At 69.4% G+C, this 19,128-nt stretch carries 18 protein-coding genes; 9 read left to right on the top strand and 9 right to left on the bottom strand.

From position 1 onward, the window contains the following. Nucleotides 1-10 precede the first annotated feature (10 nt). Complete coding sequence (locus BLJ79_RS20710; protein ID WP_071216710.1) at nucleotides 11-877, bottom strand: sugar phosphate isomerase/epimerase family protein; 867 nt, start codon at nucleotides 875-877, stop codon at nucleotides 11-13. 281 nt (nucleotides 878-1,158) lie between these two features. On the opposite strand from BLJ79_RS20710, the gene BLJ79_RS20705 reads away from it, so the two are divergent. After that, nucleotides 1,159-1,818, top strand: coding sequence for a YqaJ viral recombinase family protein (locus tag BLJ79_RS20705; protein WP_071216709.1), 660 nt, complete (start codon nucleotides 1,159-1,161; stop codon nucleotides 1,816-1,818). Here the strand turns inward: BLJ79_RS20705 and BLJ79_RS20700 are convergent. Beyond that, nucleotides 1,815-2,909, bottom strand: coding sequence for a mechanosensitive ion channel family protein (locus BLJ79_RS20700; protein WP_071216708.1), 1,095 nt, complete (start codon nucleotides 2,907-2,909; stop codon nucleotides 1,815-1,817). The two genes, BLJ79_RS20705 and BLJ79_RS20700, sit on opposite strands and share 4 nt — an antisense overlap. A 185-nt stretch (nucleotides 2,910-3,094) precedes the next feature. Between BLJ79_RS20700 and BLJ79_RS20695 the strand changes: the two genes are divergently transcribed. The 3 genes from BLJ79_RS20695 to BLJ79_RS20685 all read left to right on the top strand — a co-directional run bounded on the left by BLJ79_RS20695 (nucleotide 3,095) and on the right by BLJ79_RS20685 (nucleotide 6,413). Further along, nucleotides 3,095-3,658, top strand: a complete 564-nt coding sequence (locus BLJ79_RS20695) for an AMIN-like domain-containing (lipo)protein (protein WP_071216707.1) — start codon at nucleotides 3,095-3,097, stop codon at nucleotides 3,656-3,658. A 169-nt stretch (nucleotides 3,659-3,827) separates the two neighbouring features. Further along, nucleotides 3,828-4,823, top strand: coding sequence for a PhzF family phenazine biosynthesis protein (locus BLJ79_RS20690; protein ID WP_071216706.1), 996 nt, complete (start codon nucleotides 3,828-3,830; stop codon nucleotides 4,821-4,823). Nucleotides 4,824-4,898: 75 nt separating this feature from the next. Then, the gene (locus tag BLJ79_RS20685) at nucleotides 4,899-6,413 is read left to right on the top strand and encodes a DHA2 family efflux MFS transporter permease subunit (protein WP_071216745.1); all 1,515 of its coding nucleotides are present in this window, start codon (nucleotides 4,899-4,901) and stop codon (nucleotides 6,411-6,413) included. A 76-nt stretch (nucleotides 6,414-6,489) separates the two neighbouring features. Here BLJ79_RS20685 and BLJ79_RS20680 read toward each other — a convergent pair whose 3' ends face one another. Then, nucleotides 6,490-6,936 carry a DoxX family membrane protein gene (locus tag BLJ79_RS20680; RefSeq protein WP_071216705.1) on the bottom strand — a complete coding sequence of 149 codons (447 nt, stop codon included), beginning with the start codon at nucleotides 6,934-6,936 and terminating at the stop codon, nucleotides 6,490-6,492. Between the two features lie 200 nt (nucleotides 6,937-7,136). On the opposite strand from BLJ79_RS20680, the gene BLJ79_RS20675 reads away from it, so the two are divergent. The 4 genes from BLJ79_RS20675 (at nucleotide 7,137) to BLJ79_RS20660 (ending at nucleotide 10,424) form a co-directional block, all read left to right on the top strand. Further along, a complete protein-coding gene (locus BLJ79_RS20675) occupies nucleotides 7,137-7,820 on the top strand; it encodes a TetR/AcrR family transcriptional regulator (RefSeq protein WP_071216704.1) in 684 nt (227 codons plus the stop codon). 56 nt (nucleotides 7,821-7,876) lie between these two features. After that, a complete protein-coding gene (locus BLJ79_RS20670) occupies nucleotides 7,877-8,425 on the top strand; it encodes a GNAT family N-acetyltransferase (RefSeq protein ID WP_071216703.1) in 549 nt (182 codons plus the stop codon). Between the two features lie 86 nt (nucleotides 8,426-8,511). After that, the gene (locus BLJ79_RS20665) at nucleotides 8,512-9,744 is read left to right on the top strand and encodes an acyl-CoA dehydrogenase family protein (protein WP_071216701.1); all 1,233 of its coding nucleotides are present in this window, start codon (nucleotides 8,512-8,514) and stop codon (nucleotides 9,742-9,744) included. A gap of 98 nt (nucleotides 9,745-9,842) precedes the next feature. Then, the gene (locus tag BLJ79_RS20660; protein ID WP_071216699.1) at nucleotides 9,843-10,424 is read left to right on the top strand and encodes a phosphatase PAP2 family protein; all 582 of its coding nucleotides are present in this window, start codon (nucleotides 9,843-9,845) and stop codon (nucleotides 10,422-10,424) included. Here the strand turns inward: BLJ79_RS20660 and BLJ79_RS20655 are convergent. The 6 genes from BLJ79_RS20655 to BLJ79_RS20630 all read right to left on the bottom strand — a co-directional run bounded on the left by BLJ79_RS20655 (nucleotide 10,413) and on the right by BLJ79_RS20630 (nucleotide 18,131). Further along, on the bottom strand, nucleotides 10,413-11,426 hold the full coding sequence (locus BLJ79_RS20655; RefSeq protein ID WP_071216698.1) for an intradiol ring-cleavage dioxygenase: 1,014 nt from the start codon (nucleotides 11,424-11,426) through the stop codon (nucleotides 10,413-10,415). The genes BLJ79_RS20660 and BLJ79_RS20655 overlap by 12 nt on opposite strands. A gap of 207 nt (nucleotides 11,427-11,633) precedes the next feature. Beyond that, nucleotides 11,634-12,479 (bottom strand): GIY-YIG nuclease family protein, encoded by an 846-nt coding sequence (locus BLJ79_RS20650; protein ID WP_071216696.1) that lies wholly within the window; start codon nucleotides 12,477-12,479, stop codon nucleotides 11,634-11,636. 443 nt (nucleotides 12,480-12,922) lie between these two features. After that, the gene (locus BLJ79_RS20645) at nucleotides 12,923-13,906 is read right to left on the bottom strand and encodes a DMT family transporter (protein ID WP_286135775.1); all 984 of its coding nucleotides are present in this window, start codon (nucleotides 13,904-13,906) and stop codon (nucleotides 12,923-12,925) included. Between the two features lie 37 nt (nucleotides 13,907-13,943). Next, nucleotides 13,944-16,595, bottom strand: a complete 2,652-nt coding sequence (hrpB, locus tag BLJ79_RS20640; RefSeq protein WP_071216693.1) for an ATP-dependent helicase HrpB — start codon at nucleotides 16,593-16,595, stop codon at nucleotides 13,944-13,946. 28 nt (nucleotides 16,596-16,623) lie between these two features. Continuing rightward, a complete protein-coding gene (locus BLJ79_RS20635; RefSeq protein WP_071216692.1) occupies nucleotides 16,624-17,358 on the bottom strand; it encodes an ABC transporter permease in 735 nt (244 codons plus the stop codon). Further along, nucleotides 17,355-18,131, bottom strand: coding sequence for an ABC transporter ATP-binding protein (locus BLJ79_RS20630; protein ID WP_071216690.1), 777 nt, complete (start codon nucleotides 18,129-18,131; stop codon nucleotides 17,355-17,357). The genes BLJ79_RS20635 and BLJ79_RS20630 overlap by 4 nt, the downstream gene beginning before the upstream one ends. A gap of 153 nt (nucleotides 18,132-18,284) precedes the next feature. Here BLJ79_RS20630 and BLJ79_RS20625 point away from each other — a divergent pair, with 153 nt between their 5' ends. Then, nucleotides 18,285-18,818 carry a universal stress protein gene (locus BLJ79_RS20625; protein WP_071216689.1) on the top strand — a complete coding sequence of 178 codons (534 nt, stop codon included), beginning with the start codon at nucleotides 18,285-18,287 and terminating at the stop codon, nucleotides 18,816-18,818. Nucleotides 18,819-19,128 lie beyond the last annotated feature (310 nt).

Raw genomic sequence — 19,128 nt, 5'->3', positions numbered from 1 at the left:
GCGGTGGACCTCAGCGCAGGCCACCGGCTTGCAGGTTCTTCAGGTAGCCGAGGGAGTCCGCGGCCAAGGCGTCCTGGGTGCTGGCCAGCGGCCGCCAGATGGGGGCCGCCTCGGCGTTCGAGGCGTTCCCGGGGGTGAAGGATTCGACGCAGAGCGGGCCGGCGTACCCGGCCAGGTCCAGCGCGCGGATGAAGCCGTGCCAGTCGAAGTGGTCGGCGCCGACGGTGCCGCGGTCGTTGCCGCTGACCTGGACGTGGGCGATGTGGGCGGTGGCGCGGGCGACGGCGGCCGCGATGTCCTGTTCCTCGATGTTCAGCTGGAAGCTGTCCAGGGCGATGCCGAGCCCGGGCCCGAGCAGCGGTTCCAGCGCGTCAAAGGCCTGGTCCACGGTGTTGATCAGCGAGGTTTCGTAGCGGTTGCGCGGTTCGATCCCCAGGGTGATTCCGTGGGCGGCCGCGTGGGCGGCCAGCGGTGCGAGGTTTTCGCGTAGCTGGGTGTAGGTGGCCCGGCGGTGGACCTCGTTCATGGACCAGGTCCGGCCGGTGGCCGCGTGGAAGGGGCCGGCGACGGTGGTCGCCCCGAGGGATGCCGCCGCGTCGATGAGGCCGCGCAGGTGGTCACGGGTGGCTTCGAGCTCGGCGTCGGGTGCGGAGACCAGGTTGCGTCCCGGGGACATGGTGCCGATGAGCACAGGAGCCAGGGAGTGTTCGGCCAGCACCTCGCGGGCGCGCTTCGGGTCCCAGTCTCCGAGGTTTTCCAGCGGGAGCGCAATGGCGCCGAAGCCCAGCGACGCCACATGGGCGGCGAGTTCGGGCAGCGTCGCGTCGGTGAGCGGGGAGGTCCATACCCGGGTGGTCACGCCCAGCAATCGTTCCATGGCGATGCGGTGTTCCTTCCGTTGCGGCGGTGGGGGGTCCGGAGTTTCAGGCTACGCCCGCGTGCGCCCTCCGGCCAGTGCGCTGGGTGCGGCCCCCGGGGTTCCCTGGAGGCTTGGGACATCGATTCCACGGGGTCGTCCATCGTGCGGGGAGCATCCGCGAACGGATGTCGTCGGGGCAGGTGGCATCGGCCAGGGACACCGCAGGCCGCCATCGCCGCGCGGCGGGTGCCGGGGCCCGACGCGCCGCCGGTTCGCGGTGCCCGGGTTTTTTGTGAACAATGGGTCAGGTGATCCCCTCGCCGCTAGACCCCGCCCCCGCCGCCTGCCTGCAGCGCATCGTCGCCGATTCCTCGGACCGGATCGCCTGGCTGCGGGCCCGCTCGCAGGGCATCACGGCCACCGACGCGGCCAGGCTCTCCACCCCGAAATCCATCCAGTCCGCGGCCTGGGACAAACTGAACGGCTCGGGCTTCGGCGGGAATCCGTACACCGACCACGGGCGGGCCCGCGAACCAGTGATCGCCGCGTGGGTGCAGGAGAACTACGGGATCGTGCCCTCCACCCAGCTGTTCCACGCCGCGGAGAACCACATCCACCTGGCCACCCCCGACGGCTTGGGCATCCGGGAGCACGGGCGGGTGGAGCTGGCGGAAATCAAGACCACCAACAAGCCGTTCAAGACCATCCCGCGCAACTACCTGCGCCAGGTGTTCTGGCAGCAGTACGTGCTTGGCGCCGAGCGCACGCTCTTTGTGTGGGAACCGCACAAGGACTTCGTCCCGGTCCACCGGGAGCCGCTGACCCGATGGGTGGACCGCGACGATGCCGAGATCGCCGACCTGATCTCCAAGGCCGATGCGATGGTGGCGATCCTGCGCGAACGCACCGCCCGGGCCCGGGCCTATGAGGACTACGGGCCGGCGGCACTGCGCCTTTAGGCCGGGGCGGCACCCGGCATCATCGGCTTGGGCAGTGCGTCGGGGTAGTCCCTTCCCAATTCGGCAATCAGGTGCTCGCGCACGTAGTTGCGCAGGTCGTAGAGGTCCCCGGGGTTCCTGGCGCTGAGCGCAATCGTGACCTTGAGGATGCCGCCGATGGCATCTGTCACGTTCAGGGACCCGGTGCGTCCGTCCCACAAATCCGTGGAGGCGAGCAATTGCTCGGTGCGCGTGCGCAGGTGTTCGATGGGCGCATTCCAGTTCAGGTCCAGCAGCACGAAGCCGCTGATCTCGGTGCTGCGGCGCGACCAGTTCTCGAACGGGACCGTGGTGAAGTGCGTCGAGGGGATGATCATCCGGCGCCCGTCAAGCAACAGCACCACCACGTAGGTGAGGGTGATTTCCTCGATGGTGCCGCGTTGGGTCTCCACCACCACGGTGTCGTTGACCCGGATCGCGTCGGTGAAGGCGATCTGCAGCCCGGCGAACACGTTGGCCAGCGAGGACTGCACGGCGAGCGCCGCGACCACCGAGATCAGGCCGGCCGAGGCCAGCAGCCCCGCGCCCAGCGCCCTGACCTCGGGAATCGTGAGCAGTGCACCTGCAACAGCCAGGGTGATGACCAGCGCGGTGGCCACCCGGCGCAACAATCCGACCTGCGTCTGGATCTTCGCCAGCCGCCGCGGGTTCCCGTCGTCCTCGCGGTACTTGGCCAGGAGGATGTCCTCGAAGATTCCCATGGCGACGATTAGCAGCCAGGCAATGGAGCTGATCAGTCCCAGCAGCAGCAGGAACTGCCAGATCGTGACCCATTGGTTCGAGGCAAACGAGAGCCCCACGGTGATCTTGGTGAAGGCGAAGGCCAGGGTCAGCAGCAGGGGCATGCGGCGCAGGGGGCGATCGGGTGCGGACCCCTGGATGCGGCGGAGCATGCGGGTGAAGATGAAGGAGAGGACCACGGTGATGAGCACCGCGGCCAGTAACCCGATCGCAACCACAACCCATGGTCGGATGGGATCCGGTAATGCGTTCGTGTTCTCCACTACCTCGTTCAGGGCGTCGTCCAGTGTTCCGGTGGCAAAGATTTGCATATCAACAAGGTTGTCACACCCCCGTGGGCGCACGCTGGATATGACCGGTCGACGTAAGGCATATCTCCTGCGCATTGCAATGGAATGGATTGTGGATATACCCCCTTGCGGCCCGGTTTCCCGGCGCGCATGCTGATTCCACCATCCACCCACACACGGATTTACCGCACCAAGCGAGGATCACCATGAAAACCAGGATCGCCGCCGGCCTGGCCGGCGCACTGCTCATTGCGGGGCTCGGCATCGCACCGGCCGCCCCCGCCGCAACCCCCACCGCGGTGGCCGCACCCTACTGCGGCATCACCTGGGGCTCGCTGGCCGACTCGGTCGCCGGCTACTCCTCGGCCACCGTCACCAACGTCCGCACCGGCCGCCACGATTGCTTCGACCGGATGGTCATCGACCTGAAGGGCAAGGTGAAGGGCTACGACGTCCGCTACGTCTCGGCCGTCTACACCGAGGGCCAGGGCAAGCTCGTTCCGCTGGCCGGGGCCGCGGACCTGCGCATCATCGTCAAGGCACCGGCCTACACGACCTCCGGAACCCCGACGTACTACCCGGCCAACCGGCTGAACGTGCGCGACGTCTCGGGCTACACCACCTTCAGGCAGGTGGCGTTCCTGGGCAGCTTCGAGGGCCAGAGCTCCTTCGGCCTGGGGGTCCGCGCCCGGCTGCCGTTCCGGACCTTCGTGCTCATCGACGCCACGGGCAACAGCCGCCTGGTGATCGATGTGGCCCACCGCTGGTAGGCCGCCTCGTTCCCGGCAACAGGGCGCCGGCYGCACCCCACAAACCGTGGGGTGCGGCCGGCGCCCCTGCCTTGGTGCCCGTTGTTGCCCCGCCGGGGTTGTTGCGTCGTTGGATGACAAAACGGCGTCATCCGGCGCGCCGCTCGGGCGGATGTGTCACGATTCATGCATGAGTATTGCCCGCCCGTACAAGCAAGTCGATGTCTTCTCTTCCTCCCCCTACACCGGCAACGGCCTGGCCGTGGTGCTCGACGGCGAGGGGCTGTCCGATGCGCAGATGCTGAACTTCGCCAATTGGACCAACCTGGCCGAAACCGCGTTCCTGCTGCCGGCCACGCACCCCGACGCCGACTACCGCGTGCGCATCTTCACCACCACCACCGAGCTGCCCTTCGCCGGCCATCCCACCCTGGGTGCGGCCCACGCGTGGCTCGAGGCCGGAGGGGTGCCCAAGAACCCCGCCGCGCTGATCCAGCAATGCGACGCCGGGCTCATCGAGGTCCGCCGCGTCCCGGGCGAGGACCCGTCCGATCCCGAGTCCCTGGCGTTCAAGGCGCCGCCCATGGTGCGCACCGGCGGGCTCGAGGACGACGTGCTGGACTGGGCGCTGACCGGGCTGGGCATCACGCGCGAGGACGTCGTGGGGCACCAGTGGCTGGCCAACGGGCCGCAATTCGCCGGGCTGCTGCTGCGCGACGCGGAAATGGTGCTCTCCCTGGAACCGGACTACTCGATCCTGGCCGGGCTGGAGGTCGGGGTCATCGGCCCGCACACCGTCCCGGGCATCCCGGCACGCTCCTACGACCCCAATGTGCCCACAGACCGGCCCTCCGGGGCGCGCGAGGAGTTGCGCCCGGTCTCCGAGGCCGACGAGCGCCGCGGCTCCCAGCGCTTCCGCAACGTGGTCACCGGCATCCCGGCCGACTACGAGGTCCGTGCCTTCTGCCCCGGCGAGGGGCTTCCCGAGGACCCGGCCACCGGGTCGCTGAATGCCGGGTTCGGGGTCTGGCTGACCGGTTCCGGGCTGGCCCCGGAGTCCTACACGGTGCGCCAGGGCACCCGGCTGGGGCGCTCCGCGATCCTGCACGTGGACCGCGATCCGGCCGGCGTGTGGATCGCCGGGCAGTCGTTCACCTGCATCGAGGGCTTCGTCAACCTGCCCTAGGACCCTAAAACGGTTCACTGTGAGGTGCGGCTCAAATCCCTGTTGCTCCCCGGCGCCCCGGCGTACACTCGGGCGGTGGATGCGAACCAGGACATAGCGGCAAAGACCGAGGACAAGCGCGCATGGGGTGCCCTCTGGGCGCTGGTCATCGGCTTCTTCATGATCCTGGTGGACTCCACCATCGTTTCCACGGCCATGCCGGCGATCATGAACGGCCTGGACACCGACATCAACGGCGTCATCTGGGTCAACAGCGCCTACCTGCTGGCCTTCGCGGTGCCGCTGCTGATCACCGGGCGGCTGGGCGACCGGTTCGGCCCGCGCACCATCTACCTCGTCGGCCTGGTGGTCTTCACGCTCTCCTCGCTGTGGTGCGGGCTGGCCGGCGACATCACCACGCTGATCGTTGCGCGCGTGGTCCAGGGCCTGGGCGCCTCCCTGATGAGCCCGCAGACCATGACCTTCATTACCCGCATGTTCCCCTACGCCCGCCGCGGCGCGGCCATGGGCGTGTGGGGCGCTGTCGCGGGCATCGCCACGCTGGTGGGCCCGATCGCCGGCGGCATCTTCGTCGACACCCTGGGCTGGGAATGGATCTTCTTCGTCAACGTGCCGGTCGGCGTGTTGGCCATCTGGCGGGTGCTGGTGAAGGTTCCCGAGCTGCCGCGCCACTCGCACTCCTTCGACTGGCTGGGCGTGGGCCTGAGCGCCGTGGCGATGTTTGCGCTGGTCTTCGGCATCCAGGAGGGCAACGGGCACGACTGGGGACCGTTCATCGGCCCCATCGGTTCCTGGCACCTGATCATCGGCGGCGTGGTGCTGCTGGGGCTGTTCATCTGGTGGCAGGCAGCCACCCGGGCCGAGCCGCTGGTGCCGCTGGGGTTGTTCAAGGACAAGAACTTCTCGCTGGCCAACATCGCGATCGCCTTCATGGGCCTGTCGATCACCGCCATGAGCTTCCCGATGATCCTGTACCTGCAGTCGGTGCGCGGGCTGACCCCCACGGCCTCGGCGCTGATGCTCGCCCCGATGGCCGTGGTGGCCGGGGTGCTGGCCCCGGTCATCGGCAAGAACGTCGGGAAGATCGAGGCCAAGTACTTCGCGGTCCCCGGGTTCTTCCTCTTCGGCGCCTCGATCACCGCCTACGGGCTGATCCTGCGCGCCGACACCCCGTTCTGGGTGCTGCTGCTTCCGCCGGTGTTCATGGGGCTGGGCTCGGCCATGATCTGGCCCTCGGTCTCGCTGACCGCCACCCGCGACCTGGGCCAGGCCAATGCCGGCGCCGGGTCGGGCGTGTACAACACCACCCGGCAGGTCGGTGCGGTGCTGGGTTCGGCCCTGATCGCGCTGATGATGGAATCGCGCATTGCCGTGGAATCCGAGAAGGTCGTGGCGTCCATGGCCGCCGGGGCCGCCGGGGCGCCGGCCGGGATCGGCGCGGAACCGGGAACCGGGGCACGGGTGCCCGAGTTCCTGCACCAGGCGTTCTCGCTGGCCCTGGGCCAGGCGCTGCTGCTGCCGGGCATCGTGGCGATGGCCGCGGCCCTGGTGGCCCTGATGTTCCGCAAGGGTGCGCGCCGGACCCCGTAGGACAGCCACCAGGGCGAAACACGGCGGGCCGGGGCGCACTATGATTCGTGCGTCCCGGCCCGCCGTTGCCGCCCTGCTACTTCTTCTTGGCGGCGACTTCCTTGATCTTGGTCTTGGTCTTGCCGCGGCCGAGGACCAGGGCGGCGGCAATGCCCGCGAGCCAGAAGTCCTTGGCCATCGCTCCGCCGTTGGTCGTCGGGCGGATTCCGTCGGACTCGGTCAGCCCCGGGGTCTTCAGGTAGACGGCCACCAGTCCCGCGGCGAAGGCCCCCAGGCCCAGGCCGACCAGGCGCGAGGGCAGGAACGGGGTCAGCAGTGCGGCACCCAGGCCGATCTCGCCGACGGCGACGGCCTTGCCGAAGACCGCCGGTTCCAGCTTTTCGACCTGCGGGATGGCGTTGGCGGTCATCGACTGCAGGCCCTGGGCTGATTCGGCGGGAAGCCGCAGCTTCCCGATGCCGCTGTTGAGGATGTAGGCACCCGAGACGAGTCGTAGTGCGGCGTTGGCGATGTTGAAGCCCATGTGTTTTCTCCTGGTCGTGGGTCGCGGTCTTGCTACTTCTCACCCCACCCTATGGTTTGGCCCTCCGCCAGGGCTATAGCTCCCCCGGTGTGGCGCGGGTCGGGTGCCGGCGCACGCGCGGGCTGTGGCGTGGCGCACATTCGTGAATCACGCGTCAACATGGGAGCGCGGGAATCGGGCGGCGTGCTAGATTCTCGTGCATGATCACCTCCTCCGCGGTTCCCGACGCCGCACTGCGCCTGCTTGTCGAAAAGGGCTTCGATGCCACCAGCGTCGATGCGCTGGCCCAGGCCGCGGGCATCTCGCGCTCCACCTTCTTCCGGCGCTTCGGCTCCAAGGAAGAGATGGTCTTCGCCGACATGGAGACGATCATCCACCACCTCGAAACCGTGCTGGCCACCTCCTCGGCCGGGCCCGTGGCCTCGCTGGTGCACGCGGGGCTGACGGTCTTCGACCAGCACACCGCCCGGCCCGAGGCCGCGGGCCTGCGCCACCGCCTGCTGCTGGACGTGCCCTCGCTGCGCGACCGCGAGCTGGTCTCGATCCACCGCTACGAGCGGGTCTTCCGCAACCACCTGCGCGACCGCGGGCTGTACTCGCTGCCCAACGGGCGGGCGATGTGCATCGCCTTTGCCTCCGGGGTCGTCTCGGTGCACAACGACCACCTGCGGCGCTGGCTGCGCCACCCGGAGGACACCCGCCGCCCGGAGCTGGAGCGCGAGCTGAACGCGCTGGGCGCGCTGTTCGCCCCGGTGCTCGAGCCGCAGGAATCGGCGCCGGCACCCGAGCCGACCACGGTGGTCATCACCATCGCCGGCGGCACCCCGGACACCGAGACGGTGCTCTCCCAGGTCCGCGAGGCCCTGGACCGGCCCAGGGGCTGAGGACGGGCCTGGCTTCGGATTCCAGTCCGCCCCTGCATGGGGCCGCCGCTTGGCCGTTGGAAACTGCACGGCTCGCCTTGCGCCCGGCCACGGCTGCGGATGCGGGAGCGACCTGGTCATACCGCAGGTTGCCGGAATCCTCTCGCTGGACCCATTCCGCTTGGACCGACGCCGACGAATACCGACGGGCCTTCGCCTGCCCGGATCACCTGGGCGAACGATTGGTCCTGGAATCCGGCGGAACGCTCATCGGCGAGGTGGTGGTCCGGCTCCGCGACGCGTGGTCCCAGCGCGAGTCCGCGGCCCGGGCCGCAGACACCGAAGCCGAGCTTGGATGGTCGATCGATCCGGCCCATGCCGGCCGCGGGTACGCGACCGAGGCCGTTGAACGGGTGCTGGGCCTGTGTTTTGTCGAGCTGGGACTGCACCGGGTCCACGCCCGCTGCCTTTCCGCCAACGAACCCTCGTGGCGGCTGATGGAACGGGTCGGGATGCGCCGCGAAACCCACCTTGCCGCAGGCTTCCTGCACCGCGACGGCACCTGGATGGACGGGTACGGATACGCCCTGCTCGCCGATGAATGGCATGCAACCCAGACCAAGTGAACCTCAGTCTCTTGACGTGATACTCAGTTCCAGTATGCTGGTGCCCTAGCGACATTTCCGCCGCCGACGAAAGGGCGCCACCTTCCATGAGCATCGAAGCCAGCCTCAGCACCAATTTCCCCGCCGGGGTCGTTGAACCCGAGTACGAACTCTGGGGCGAGGTGGACGTCGATCCGGCAGGGCTCTTCGAGGACATCGACGCGGCGGACCGCGAATACTGGGACCGCGCCCGGAAGTTCGGGCTCGACGAGGTGCGCCCGGTCATCGACGAATACTGGAACAACTCCGACTACCCGCTGGATTTGGCCACGCGCCTGGGCGAGCTGGACCTGCTGCGCGACGGGCTCACCCTCGAGGGCCACCCGGAAATGAGCGTGCTGGCCGCCGGGCTGGTGAACATGGAACTGTCCCGCGCCGACGGATCGGTGGGCACCATCGCCGCCGTGCAGGCCGGGCTGGCGCTGCGCTCCATCGTCTACTGCGGCTCACCCGAACAGATCGCCCACTGGGCCCCGAAGCTCGCCACCGCCGAGGTGCTCGGCGCCTTCGCGCTGACCGAGCCCACCCACGGCTCGGACTCGGTGTCGCTGGAAACCCGCGCCACCAAGGTGGAGGGCGGCTACCGGATCAGCGGCGAGAAGAAGTGGATCGGCAACGGCTCCACCGGCGGGATCACCATCGTGTGGGCGCGCGACGAGGACGACAAGGTCCGCGGCTTCATCGTGCAGCAGGAGTGGGAGGGCTACACCGGCACCACCATCGAGGGCAAGCTGTCCTTGCGCGCCATCTGGCAGGCCCACATCCGCATGGAAAACGTCTTCGTCCCCGACTCGCACGTGCTGCCCGGGGCCAACAGCTTCAAGGACACCGCCAAGGTCCTCTTCGCCACCCGGCTGGGCGTCGCCTGGTCCGCGGTGGGACACGCGACCGCCTGCTACGAGACCGCGGTGCAGTACGCGGCCCAGCGCATCCAGTTCGGCCGCCCGCTGGCCGCCAGCCAGATCGTCCAGGAACGCCTGGCCCGGATGCACTCGGAGCTGGCCACCATGCAGCTGATGGTCATGCAGGCCACGAAGCGCGAGGAAGCCGGCACGCTGTCTCCGGTGCAGGCCTCGCTGGCCAAGTTCACCTGCACGCGCATCGCCCGGACCATCGCGTCCAACGCCCGCGACCTGCTTGGCGGCAACGGCATCCTGCTGAAGAACCGCGTGGCCCGGCACATCGCCGACATCGAGGCGATCCACACCTACGAGGGCACCGAAACGGTGCAAGCGCTGATCATCGGGCGCTCGATCACCGGGATCTCCGCCTTCGCCTAGGAACACGACCGTGGCAAGGGCACCACTGCAGTGTCCTTGCCACGGGCGCCCCCCGCCACGACCCGCTGACGTTTGACGATCTTTCGTATGATCGGTGGATGAGCCTAACTCCCACGCTGCGGCCAGCCCGGTACGTGACCGAAATCCTGTCACCGGCGATCCTGGTGAGCGTCTTGCTGCTGCTGCAGCCGCTTCTCACGCCCGGAACCACCTGGCCCCAGGCCCTGGTGGCCTTCTTCTTCGTGACGGGGCTGCCCTTCGGCGCGCTGCTGTGGATGAGGCACCGGGGCAAGGTCACCGACCACCACGTCGGCGACCGCCGCCAGCGGGCACCGGTCATGATGATGGCCGGAACGTCCCTGGTGGTCGGCGCCGTCCTGCTCTTCGTGCTTGATGCCCCCGCGGGGCTTTTCAGCGCCGTGGGAACCATCTTCCTGGGTCTGCTGGTGTGCCTGCTGGCCAACCTGGTCTGGAAGCTTTCGGTCCACAGCGCGGTGGCGGCCTTTGTGGGCCTGGAACTCCTGGCGCCCTTGGGACAGGTTGGCCCCGCGTTGGCGCTGGTCCTGGCGGCAACCGTGGGATGGTCGCGCATCGAGCTGAAGGACCACACCTCCACACAGGTCCTGGCCGGTCTGGTGGTCGGCTGCGCCGTGTATGCGGTGGGCCTGCTACTGCCCTGAACCCGGGGACCCGACCGGTTGGCTGCCGGAATCTCCTGGTGCACCGCTCGGAGGGGTTCCGCCGGGTCCGCCACTGGGTGGTGTTCCGCCCTGGCCGCCACCCGGGGCACCGCCACCTGCGGCGGGCGTGGTCCGGGTGTCCACCCCGACATCCAGCACCACCTTGTATCCGTTCGAGATATCCCCGGTGACGGTGGCGAGCTGGCTGGCACCCGAATCGTCGCCGAACACGTTGTCGGTCGCCAGCGACAGCTGGGCCATGTTCTTGACCGAGGACTCGTACCCGGTGACCGCGTAGACCTTCGCGGAGACATCTTCGGGCAGCGCCACCTGGGAGGTGGCGATGGCGTTGGCCGTGTCGGTGATCGATGCCGCGTCGGGGTAGACCTCGAAGTGGATGTGCGGCCATCGGCCGGTGTAGCAGGCCGGGAAGATGCTGGTGAAGCGCACGGTGCCCTGTGCATCGGCGACCTGCACCCCGCGCAGGTAGTTCTCGTTCTCCACGGCGGCGGAGTACATGGAGTAGTTGCCCTCGCGGTCGCAATGCCAGACGTAGACGGCGACCCCGGCGAAGGGCGCCGAGGCGTTGGCCAGGTCCTTGATGTTCAGCTCGAGGGTCATCGGGATGCCTGCGGCCGTGGTGCTCGATTCCCCGAAGCTGGAGCGGATGTCGGAGCGCACGATGCCGCTTTGCTCCAGCACGTCCGGGCCATTGGACCCGTCACCAGGATAGGGGCCGGCGGTTTCATCGGGGATCTCCCCGGCGGACGTACCGGACGATCCGAGGGGTACTTCCGCATCCGCGGTGGCGCTGCAGGCGGCCAGGCCCAGCGCCAGGGCCCCAACCCCGAAGGCCTTCAGCGCGCTGCGGCGCCCCAGCAGCGCCTGGACGTCGAAGCCGAGTCCCTGGTCCTCGAGGTCTTCCGCGGGTCGCGGCAGGGTCCTGCCCTTGTACGTGGGACGCCCGGAACTCGGTGTGCGGTTGCGGATCTGGTTCTCCATGGTCGGGTGCTCCTTGGGGCAGCTCGTGCGCCGCATGCCGGCGCGTGGTGGGTTGGTTTCCCACGCTAGGCCCGGCGGATTTGACCCGGCTGTGGCCCGGCCTAGGGCGGGCCATGGGGCCGGCGGATTCGACCTGCGGATAGTCCCGGGCGGGCCGAACTCGCAGGGCTTCGTTGAACCGGAAACCGACCCGGCCCGCCCCACAATTTAGGTACCGGGGGCCAATCTCGCCCGGACATGGTTCTCCTGCTCGGCAGTGAGCACACCCCAGCGGTCCCCGGGATGCGGCAGCGGTCCATACCTGGTCCGGAGCACGTGGCGAACCGTCTTGGGGTCTTTCCCGAGCTCCCGGGCCAACTCGACCGGCGTAAAACCGGGACCCCGCGGCATCCGGGCTTGGGCTGCCACAGGTTCTTCCCCCGAACCGTCCCTGCCGGGAGTCGACGGCGTGGAGTTGCCGGGGACAAGGGCGCTGGCGGCGGCCTGCCGTGCCATGGCTTCACGGGCCAGCTTGAGGCGTTGAAGCGGCCGCGGGTTCATCTGGATATTGATGGGTGGCTTCCAGCATCGGATCACGGCGGATTCGATCTCACTCAGCGGTTGTGCAACACCAGTGGTTTTCTCCCAGGCCGCGAGGGTCAGGCGTTCGTGCATCCAGGCCGTGAGCCGGGCGTCCCCGGCTGCCGTCAGGGCATAGTGGGAATATTTTCCGGGTTTCCCTGGATTCCGTGGAGTCGCCTGCAGGTCCAGGGAATCGCTGAGCAGCGCGGCAAAAGACCTGCGCACGGTTGAGCTGCCGGTCCGGGCCTTGCCGGTTTTGTCGGCCGCAAAGTGGGTGGTGAGGTCCCTGCCCACGAGACTCGATTCGCTCTTGCCCACATAGAGCGCGTTTTCCGGCCGCGGCTCCAGGCCAAGATCGTGCCAGGCGTCGGCGTCACCGTAGATGGCATACAGCCCTGGAACGGGTTGCAGGCGTTTCCTCGCTTGGTCGACGTTCCAGCGTGTAGACAGCAGCGCGTCGAACACGTCGGAAAGTTGCGGCGGGGGATCCATGGCTTCCATCCGATCGACGCTAGCAGGTGCGACCGACAACTGGCCGCCAGTGGACACCGCTGAAACTGCAGGATCGAGCCGAACGGCTCTTTCTGGGCGATCCCTGAATCGTCCGCCGGATTCTCCACTAGCGCGCCCGGCACGAACCAGCCCGGTGTGTCTCGTCATTTGTTCCGTCTGTTCCGTCCTGGGGCAAATTCATGGCGCTGGACGCGGCAATCGTCGAGGTTCTCCTTGCCCTTCGCGAATTCCGGGGCGTTCTGGATCTGGCCCGGGTTCGTGCCCTGCTCGGTTCCGTTGCGGAATTGGGCTTCGATCCGGAAGGCGGCCCGGAACAGCCGCGGGGCGGACTTTTAGATGGCGAGCAGGTGCGGGACCGTCCCCGATGCGTCTGCCGCGTGCCGAGTCCGAGACCCGGGTGCCGACCCGCTGCACGGAAGCCGTCAGTCGGATCCCGGAACGCTGATTTCTTCCGGTCTCTCGCCTGTCACCGGTTGCTTGGGTCCCCGTCCGAGCGTCGCAATGGCGGCAATGATCATCAAGAACCCCGTGGTCGAGGCCACCGTTGGTTCATCGCCCAGGAAGAGCACCGCGATCAGCACCGCCGTGGCAGGTTCGAGCAGCGTGGCCACCACGGCGTTGGCGCTCGAGGTGGTGCGCAACCCGGCATAGAACAGGCCGTAGGCCAGCGCCATCGTCACCACACCCAGGTAGATAACCAGCCACCACGATCCGGCGTCGGTGGTGCCCAGCGGCTCGGCGTTCACCCAGGCCAGCATGAGGCCTGCGGGGACCAGGCAGGCGGCGGCCAGCACCATGGTGATGACGGTCAACGCGAAGGGGTCCAGCACCCGGGCCATCGGCACGGCCGCATCGGCAGCCAGCGCAAACCCCGTCCCCGAGACCAGCGCGGCCAGGATCCCCAGCACCGGGTGCGGAGCCGTGGAAACCTCGGCACCGGCCAGGCTCACCAGGCACAACCCCGCCAGCGCCACGGCCACCGTGGCCAGCGCCCCGGGCCGCGGCAAGGCCCTGGAGCGAATGGACTTGAGCACCAGCAACAACACCGGTGCCAAGCCCAGGGCCACCACCGTGCCGACGCTGACCCCGGCCCACACCACGGCCAGGAAAAAGAAGAACTGGAAGACCGCCGTCAACGACCCCACGGCCACCGCGCGCCCGGGGCTCGCCCGGCCCAGCACCCAGCACTCGCGCAGCCGACCGGCAACCAAGGCCGCCACCAGCAAGGCGAGGGCTGCCGCGGCGGCCCGGTAGGAGCCGAGCAGCGAGGGTGAAAGCCCCGAGGCCCGGTGCGCGAGCTGGACGGCCGGGCCGATGGTCCCCCACGCGATTCCGGCCAGGCAGATCAGCAGCAGCCCGGACGGGCGGCGCCTGGTGGCGAGGGGAATGGGTCTGCGCGGGCTCATGCCCATCAGTGTGCCATGGACCGCTGACAAGGAGGGATCAGGGCTGGCCCATGCGCTTCTTCACGTGCCGGGTGGCGGGAGCGGTCCACGGGTCCTCGGGCCACGGATGCTTGGGATAGCGGCCACGGTTCTCCGCCCGCACCTGGGTGTAGGGCCCGGACCAGAAGGAGGCCAGGTCGTCGGTGACCGCCAGCGGGCGTCCGGCCGGGGAGAGCAGGTGGAACAGGACCGGCACCCTCCCGCGCACCAGCGCCGGGGAGGTCGCCAGCCCGAAGCACTCCTGCAGCTTCACCGCGACCACCGGCGGTGCGTCCGGGGCATCGACGCCCGGGTAGTCGATGCGGACCTTCGATCCGCTGGGCACCGCGAGGCGTTCGGGAACCAGCTCGTCCAGCTCAGTGGCCTCGGGCCAGGGCAGCAGCCGGCGCAGCGCATCGGCCAGGTGCAGCGAGCCGGCGGACTTGCCCCCGGCGAGCGCCTCGAGTTCCGGGGCCAGCCAGGTCTCGGCCGCTTCCAGCAGCGCGGCGTCATCCATGGACGGCCACGGGTCCCCGAGCTCGCGGTGGACAATGGCCAGCCGGTTGCGCAGCGCCGTGGCGGAGGCCGAGAACCTGAGCATGCCCAACCCGTTGGCCCGCAGCGCATCAAGCACCGCGGCGCGTCCCTGGGCGCGGGTGGGTGCCACCGGGGTGCTGGCCAGCTCGATGGCACCGAGCCGGTGCACGTCCCTGGCGGTGAGCTTCCCGTGGGCAAAGACGGTGGCCGTGTCCTGGGTTTCCAGGTGGGCTGCGGCAAGCAGCGCGGTGGCCTCGTCCAGCGGGGCAGCGGCGCGGATCAGCGCGCCGGTTCCGGCCGCGTCGCGGCCGGCGGCCCGGGCCACCTCGGCCACCGCGATCCAGGCGTGGTGTGCCACGGGGCTTGCCGCCGGGAGCCCGGCCCGGGTGCCGGAGGCCAGCAGGTAGGTGGTTCCCGCGGCGCCTTCCACGCGCCGGGCCACCTGGCCCGGGAAGGCCAACGCGGTGATCAGGCCCAGCGGGTCGCCGGTGAAGGCTTCGGCGGACCGGTCCGCTTGGCCGGCAGCCTGCGTGGCGATGCGTTCGAGGCGGGCCGATTCGCGTTTCCAGGCACCGGAGCCGGGGTGCCGGCCGCTGGGCAGCAAGGCCAGCAGCGCCCCGAGGTCCGCACCCTGGGCCCGGTAGTCACCGGCCAGCAAGGCGACGATGCGTGCGGTGGCGGCGGCCCCGGCCATCGGGGCTCCGTCGAGCAGCGCGCGCCCAAGCCGCGGGTCCGCCGGGATGGAAGCCAAGCGCCGGCCCAGCGCGGTCGCCTGCCCGGATTCCTCGATCGCGCCGAGGTGTTCGAGCACCGTGGTGGCTGCCTGCAGGCTGGAGGCCGGGGGCGCCTCGGGCAGCGCCAGCCCCTGCCCGCCGGGGGCGCCCCAGCAGGCCAGGATGAGCGCGGCGGAGGCCAGGTCCGCCACGGTGATCTCGGCTCGCGGGTGCGCCGGGGCGGCGGCGAAGCTCTTTTCCTCGAAGCAGCGCACCACGGTGCCCGGGCCCAGGCGGGCGGCACGTCCGGCGCGCTGGATGCACGAGGCCCGCGAGGCGGAGACCGTGACAAGTCCGCTCATGGAACGGGCCGCGTCCCGGCGGGGTTCGCGGGCCAGCCCCGAGTCGATGACCAGCCGCACCCCGGGGACGGTGAGCGAGGATTCGGCCAGCGAGGTGGAGACGATGATCCGCGGTTTCCCGCCGGGTTCGCGCCCGGAGACCGCGCGGTCCTGCTCATTGGCGGGCACCTGGCCATGCAGCTCGAGCACCTCGGTGCCTTCGGCCCTGGAGCGCAATTGGGCCGCGACGTCGGCGACCTCCCAGGCCCCGGGCAGGAACACCAGCGCGTCGATGCCCGGGTCCTGGGCCAGCGCCCGGGCGTGGGCCTCGACGGCGACGGCCGCCACGTGGGTGAGGAAGGTGCGTGAGACCCCGCGGTCGGTCAGCCGCGGGGCCGCCGCCGGTGCCCAGCGCACCGCCAGTTCGTGCAGCGCGGAGGGGCAGTCGACCAGCGGGGCTTCCCCGCTGCCGGTGGCATCCCCCAGCAGCTGGGCGAAGCGCGGGGCATCGAGCGTGGCGGACATGGCCACCAGGGTGAGGTCCCCGCGCAGTTCGTGGACCTCGCGCAGCATGCCCAGCAGCAGGTCGGTTTCCAGCCCGCGTTCGTGCACCTCGTCGATGATCACCGCGTCCACGTTTTCCAGGCCCGGGTCGGCCAGCAGCCGGCGCAGCAGGATGCCGGGGGTCACGAACTCCACCAGCGTGTGGGCACCGGCGGTGTGTTCCCCGCGCACCGTGAAACCCACCCGGGTGCCCAGGCCGCTGCCGTCCAGGAAGGCCAGGCGGCGGGCGGCGGAGCGGGCGGCGACGCGGCGCGGCTGGGTGACCACGATGCGGGCGGGCTTCCCGGTGCGGGCGGCAACGGCGTTGGCGACCAGCGGCGGGACCAAGGTGGTCTTGCCGGTGCCCGGCGGGGCTTGGATGACCGCGGTGGCGCTGGCCCCGCCGCCCTCAATCACCTGGGCAAGTTCTGGCAGGGAATGGGCAAAGACCAACCCGTGCCCGATGGCTGCCAGGTCGAAGTCGTGGGTGGGTAGGGGATTTTCCTGCCGGATCTGCTGCGTGCTCACCCGCCCCATTATCCAGTGTTGCCGCCGGTTCCCCGGATCAGGGCGTGCGGCGGCGCAGCGTCATCGAGCCCACGACGATGGCGGCCAGGATCCAGGCGGCAATGAATCCGATGCGCAGCCAGATGTAGCCGGCGTCCTGGTCGTCGCGGGCCACGGCGTTCAGCGCATCAATGGCGTGGCTCAAGGGCAGCCAGTCGCCGATCTTCTCCAGGGCCTCGGGCAGCTGGTCCCGGGGCAGGAAGATCCCGCCGAGCAGCACCTGCGGGAAAACGAAGGCCGGCATGAACTGCACGACCTGGAACTCGCTGCGGGCAAAGGCGCTGGCCAAAAGCCCCAGCGAGGTGCCCAGCAACGCATCGACGATCGCCACCGCGAACAGCAGCCCCAGGTTCCCGCCCACGTCCAGCCCGCAGACCCACACGGCGAAGCCCACCGCGATCGCGGTCTGCACGATCGCCAGCAAACCGAAGGCCAGCGCGTAGCCCAAGATGAAGTCGGCCTTGCCCAGCGGCAGGGACAGCAGTCGTTCCAGGGTGCCGCTGCGCCGTTCGCGCAACGTGGCGATCGAGGTGACCAGGAACATCACGATGAAGGGGAACAGCGCGATCATGGCCGGGCCGATCTGCCCGAACACCGGGGTGTCCGTGAAGATCCAGGCGACCAGGCCCACCAGCAGCGCGGGGACCAACAACAGCAGGCCCAGCGTGCGGTGGTCGTGCCGCACCTGGTTCAGCACCCGGGCGGTGGTGGCAAGGGTGCGGGCGACGCTCATGGTTCCTCCGACCCGGCGCGGTGCTTGGGGACGTGCGGCGTGTCGCTCCCTGGCTCCTGTGCCCCTCGGATCAGGGCGAGGAAGGCGTCCTCGGCGTTGTCGGTCCCGGTGCGCTCCAGCAGCGAGCCGGGGGTTTCCTGGGCGATGACCTGCCCCTCGCGCATCAGGATCAGCCGGTCGCAGCGCGTGGCCTCGTCCATGACGTGGCTGGAGACCAGCAGCGTCGTGCCCTCGGCGGCGAGCTGCGCGAACAGTTCCCAGAGGGCCACGCGCAGCACCGGATCCAGCCCGACGGTCGGCTCGTCCAGCACCAGCAGCTCGGGGGAACCCAGCAGCGCGATGGCCAGCGAGAGCCGGCTGCGCTGGCCGCCGGACAGGTCCGCGGCCAACGACTTGGCCTCCGACCCCAGGTCGGTGCGTTCGATGATCTCGGCGACCTGCGCGGGCGGGGCGCCGAGGATCTTGGCGAAGTAGTTCAGGTTCGCAGCCACCGGCAGGTCGTCGTAGATGCTCGCTTCCTGGGTCATGTAGCCCACGCGGTGGCGCAACGCCGCGGAGCCTGCGGTGTCCCCCAGGACTTTCACGTCCCCGCCGGAGATGATCTGGGTGCCCACGATCGCACGCATCAGGGTCGACTTGCCGCAGCCACTGGGACCGAGCAGCCCCACGACCTCGCCGCGCGGAACCAGCAGGTCAAGGCCGGGCAGCACCAGGTTCTTCCCGCGCAACACTTTCAGCCCGGTGATCGAGATTGCCGCCGTGTCAGCATCCATTTCTTGAGTCTTGCCCCTGCGGCGGCCCCGGTCAAGGGGGGTGCTTTGGCGCCCGGACACGGCGCCGCCCTATCCTTGCCCGGCGAGGTCCGGGCATACTGGGTGAAAGGCTGCTGCCCGCCCGCTGCCTCCGTCAACCTCCAGGAGCGCGCCATGAACGAGCTGCGCGGAGAAGGAACCATTCGCACCCCGCATCCCGTGCTCGTGGGGGTGTGCCAGAACCAGCATCCGGAGGTGGTCGCCACCGCGGCACGCCTGGCAGTGGCCCTGAAACTGGATCTGGTGTGTGCCTACGCCGTCACGGGGTTGGAATCTTCCGAGTGGAAGGCGAAGGCAACCATCGATTTCGAGACGCTGGGTCGGGACGCGCAGGAGGAAATCGGCGTCATGGTTGTCCGCGAGCTCCAAGCCGGCCTCGCCGCTGCGTTGCAGGATTCRCCCGTGCGCTGGATCCTGCGCATACTGGTGGGCGCTCCCGCGGGTGCGCTTGAGGAGTATGCAACGGCATTGGGGGCCTCGCTTTTGGTCCTCGGATCCCCCATGCGGCGACCCCTCGGCATCACCTCCGCCCGTCTGCGCGCCTCCACGCTGGCACGTTTGCTTTCCCACCGCACGGTGCCGGTGCTGGTGGTTCCGCCGGAGCCCGCGCCCGGGAAAACGGATACACCTTATTTGCCCATGCCCTGACGCCGAGGGACCCTAGCCCTGATTTTTCATGGAACGCCGACGGGCCGCCGAATCCGTGATTTTCCCGGATTCGGCGGCCTGTCGTATTTTCGGGCACGCCAGGAACGGCCAGGTCGCCGGCCGGGGGCGTCGGGTTCCATCTTCCGAAAGGGGCTTGCTTCTGTCGTTTCGAAGGGGTCGCGGCAGGGGGTCCTATGCCGCGAGGTGTCCGTTGCGCCAGCGTTCGCGCAGCCGGGCGGTTCCCTCGACGAGGGTGAAGAAGAGTGGTGATTCGGGGGCGGACTCGGGGATCAGCAGCCTTTTCTGCCGG

It is taken from the genome of Arthrobacter sp. UCD-GKA (assembly GCF_001863355.1).
In the GTDB taxonomy this organism is placed as follows: domain Bacteria; phylum Actinomycetota; class Actinomycetes; order Actinomycetales; family Micrococcaceae; genus Paeniglutamicibacter.
Note: the sequence above shows the minus strand (reverse complement) of the source record. Positions and strands in the feature narration are given on the sequence as shown.

Coding starts and splice junctions, on each gene's coding strand:
- BLJ79_RS20710 (WP_071216710.1), bottom strand. CDS start 877: ATGGAACGATTGCTGGGCGTGACCACCCGGGTATGGACCTCCCCGCTC.
- BLJ79_RS20705 (WP_071216709.1), top strand. CDS start 1,159: ATGGGTCAGGTGATCCCCTCGCCGCTAGACCCCGCCCCCGCCGCCTGC.
- BLJ79_RS20700 (WP_071216708.1), bottom strand. CDS start 2,909: ATGCAAATCTTTGCCACCGGAACACTGGACGACGCCCTGAACGAGGTA.
- BLJ79_RS20695 (WP_071216707.1), top strand. CDS start 3,095: ATGAAAACCAGGATCGCCGCCGGCCTGGCCGGCGCACTGCTCATTGCG.
- BLJ79_RS20690 (WP_071216706.1), top strand. CDS start 3,828: ATGAGTATTGCCCGCCCGTACAAGCAAGTCGATGTCTTCTCTTCCTCC.
- BLJ79_RS20680 (WP_071216705.1), bottom strand. CDS start 6,936: ATGGGCTTCAACATCGCCAACGCCGCACTACGACTCGTCTCGGGTGCC.
- BLJ79_RS20675 (WP_071216704.1), top strand. CDS start 7,137: ATGATCACCTCCTCCGCGGTTCCCGACGCCGCACTGCGCCTGCTTGTC.
- BLJ79_RS20665 (WP_071216701.1), top strand. CDS start 8,512: ATGAGCATCGAAGCCAGCCTCAGCACCAATTTCCCCGCCGGGGTCGTT.
- BLJ79_RS20660 (WP_071216699.1), top strand. CDS start 9,843: ATGAGCCTAACTCCCACGCTGCGGCCAGCCCGGTACGTGACCGAAATC.
- BLJ79_RS20655 (WP_071216698.1), bottom strand. CDS start 11,426: ATGGAGAACCAGATCCGCAACCGCACACCGAGTTCCGGGCGTCCCACG.
- BLJ79_RS20650 (WP_071216696.1), bottom strand. CDS start 12,479: ATGGATCCCCCGCCGCAACTTTCCGACGTGTTCGACGCGCTGCTGTCT.
- BLJ79_RS20645 (WP_286135775.1), bottom strand. CDS start 13,906: ATGAGCCCGCGCAGACCCATTCCCCTCGCCACCAGGCGCCGCCCGTCC.
- hrpB (WP_071216693.1), bottom strand. CDS start 16,595: ATGGGGCGGGTGAGCACGCAGCAGATCCGGCAGGAAAATCCCCTACCC.
- BLJ79_RS20635 (WP_071216692.1), bottom strand. CDS start 17,358: ATGAGCGTCGCCCGCACCCTTGCCACCACCGCCCGGGTGCTGAACCAG.
- BLJ79_RS20630 (WP_071216690.1), bottom strand. CDS start 18,131: ATGGATGCTGACACGGCGGCAATCTCGATCACCGGGCTGAAAGTGTTG.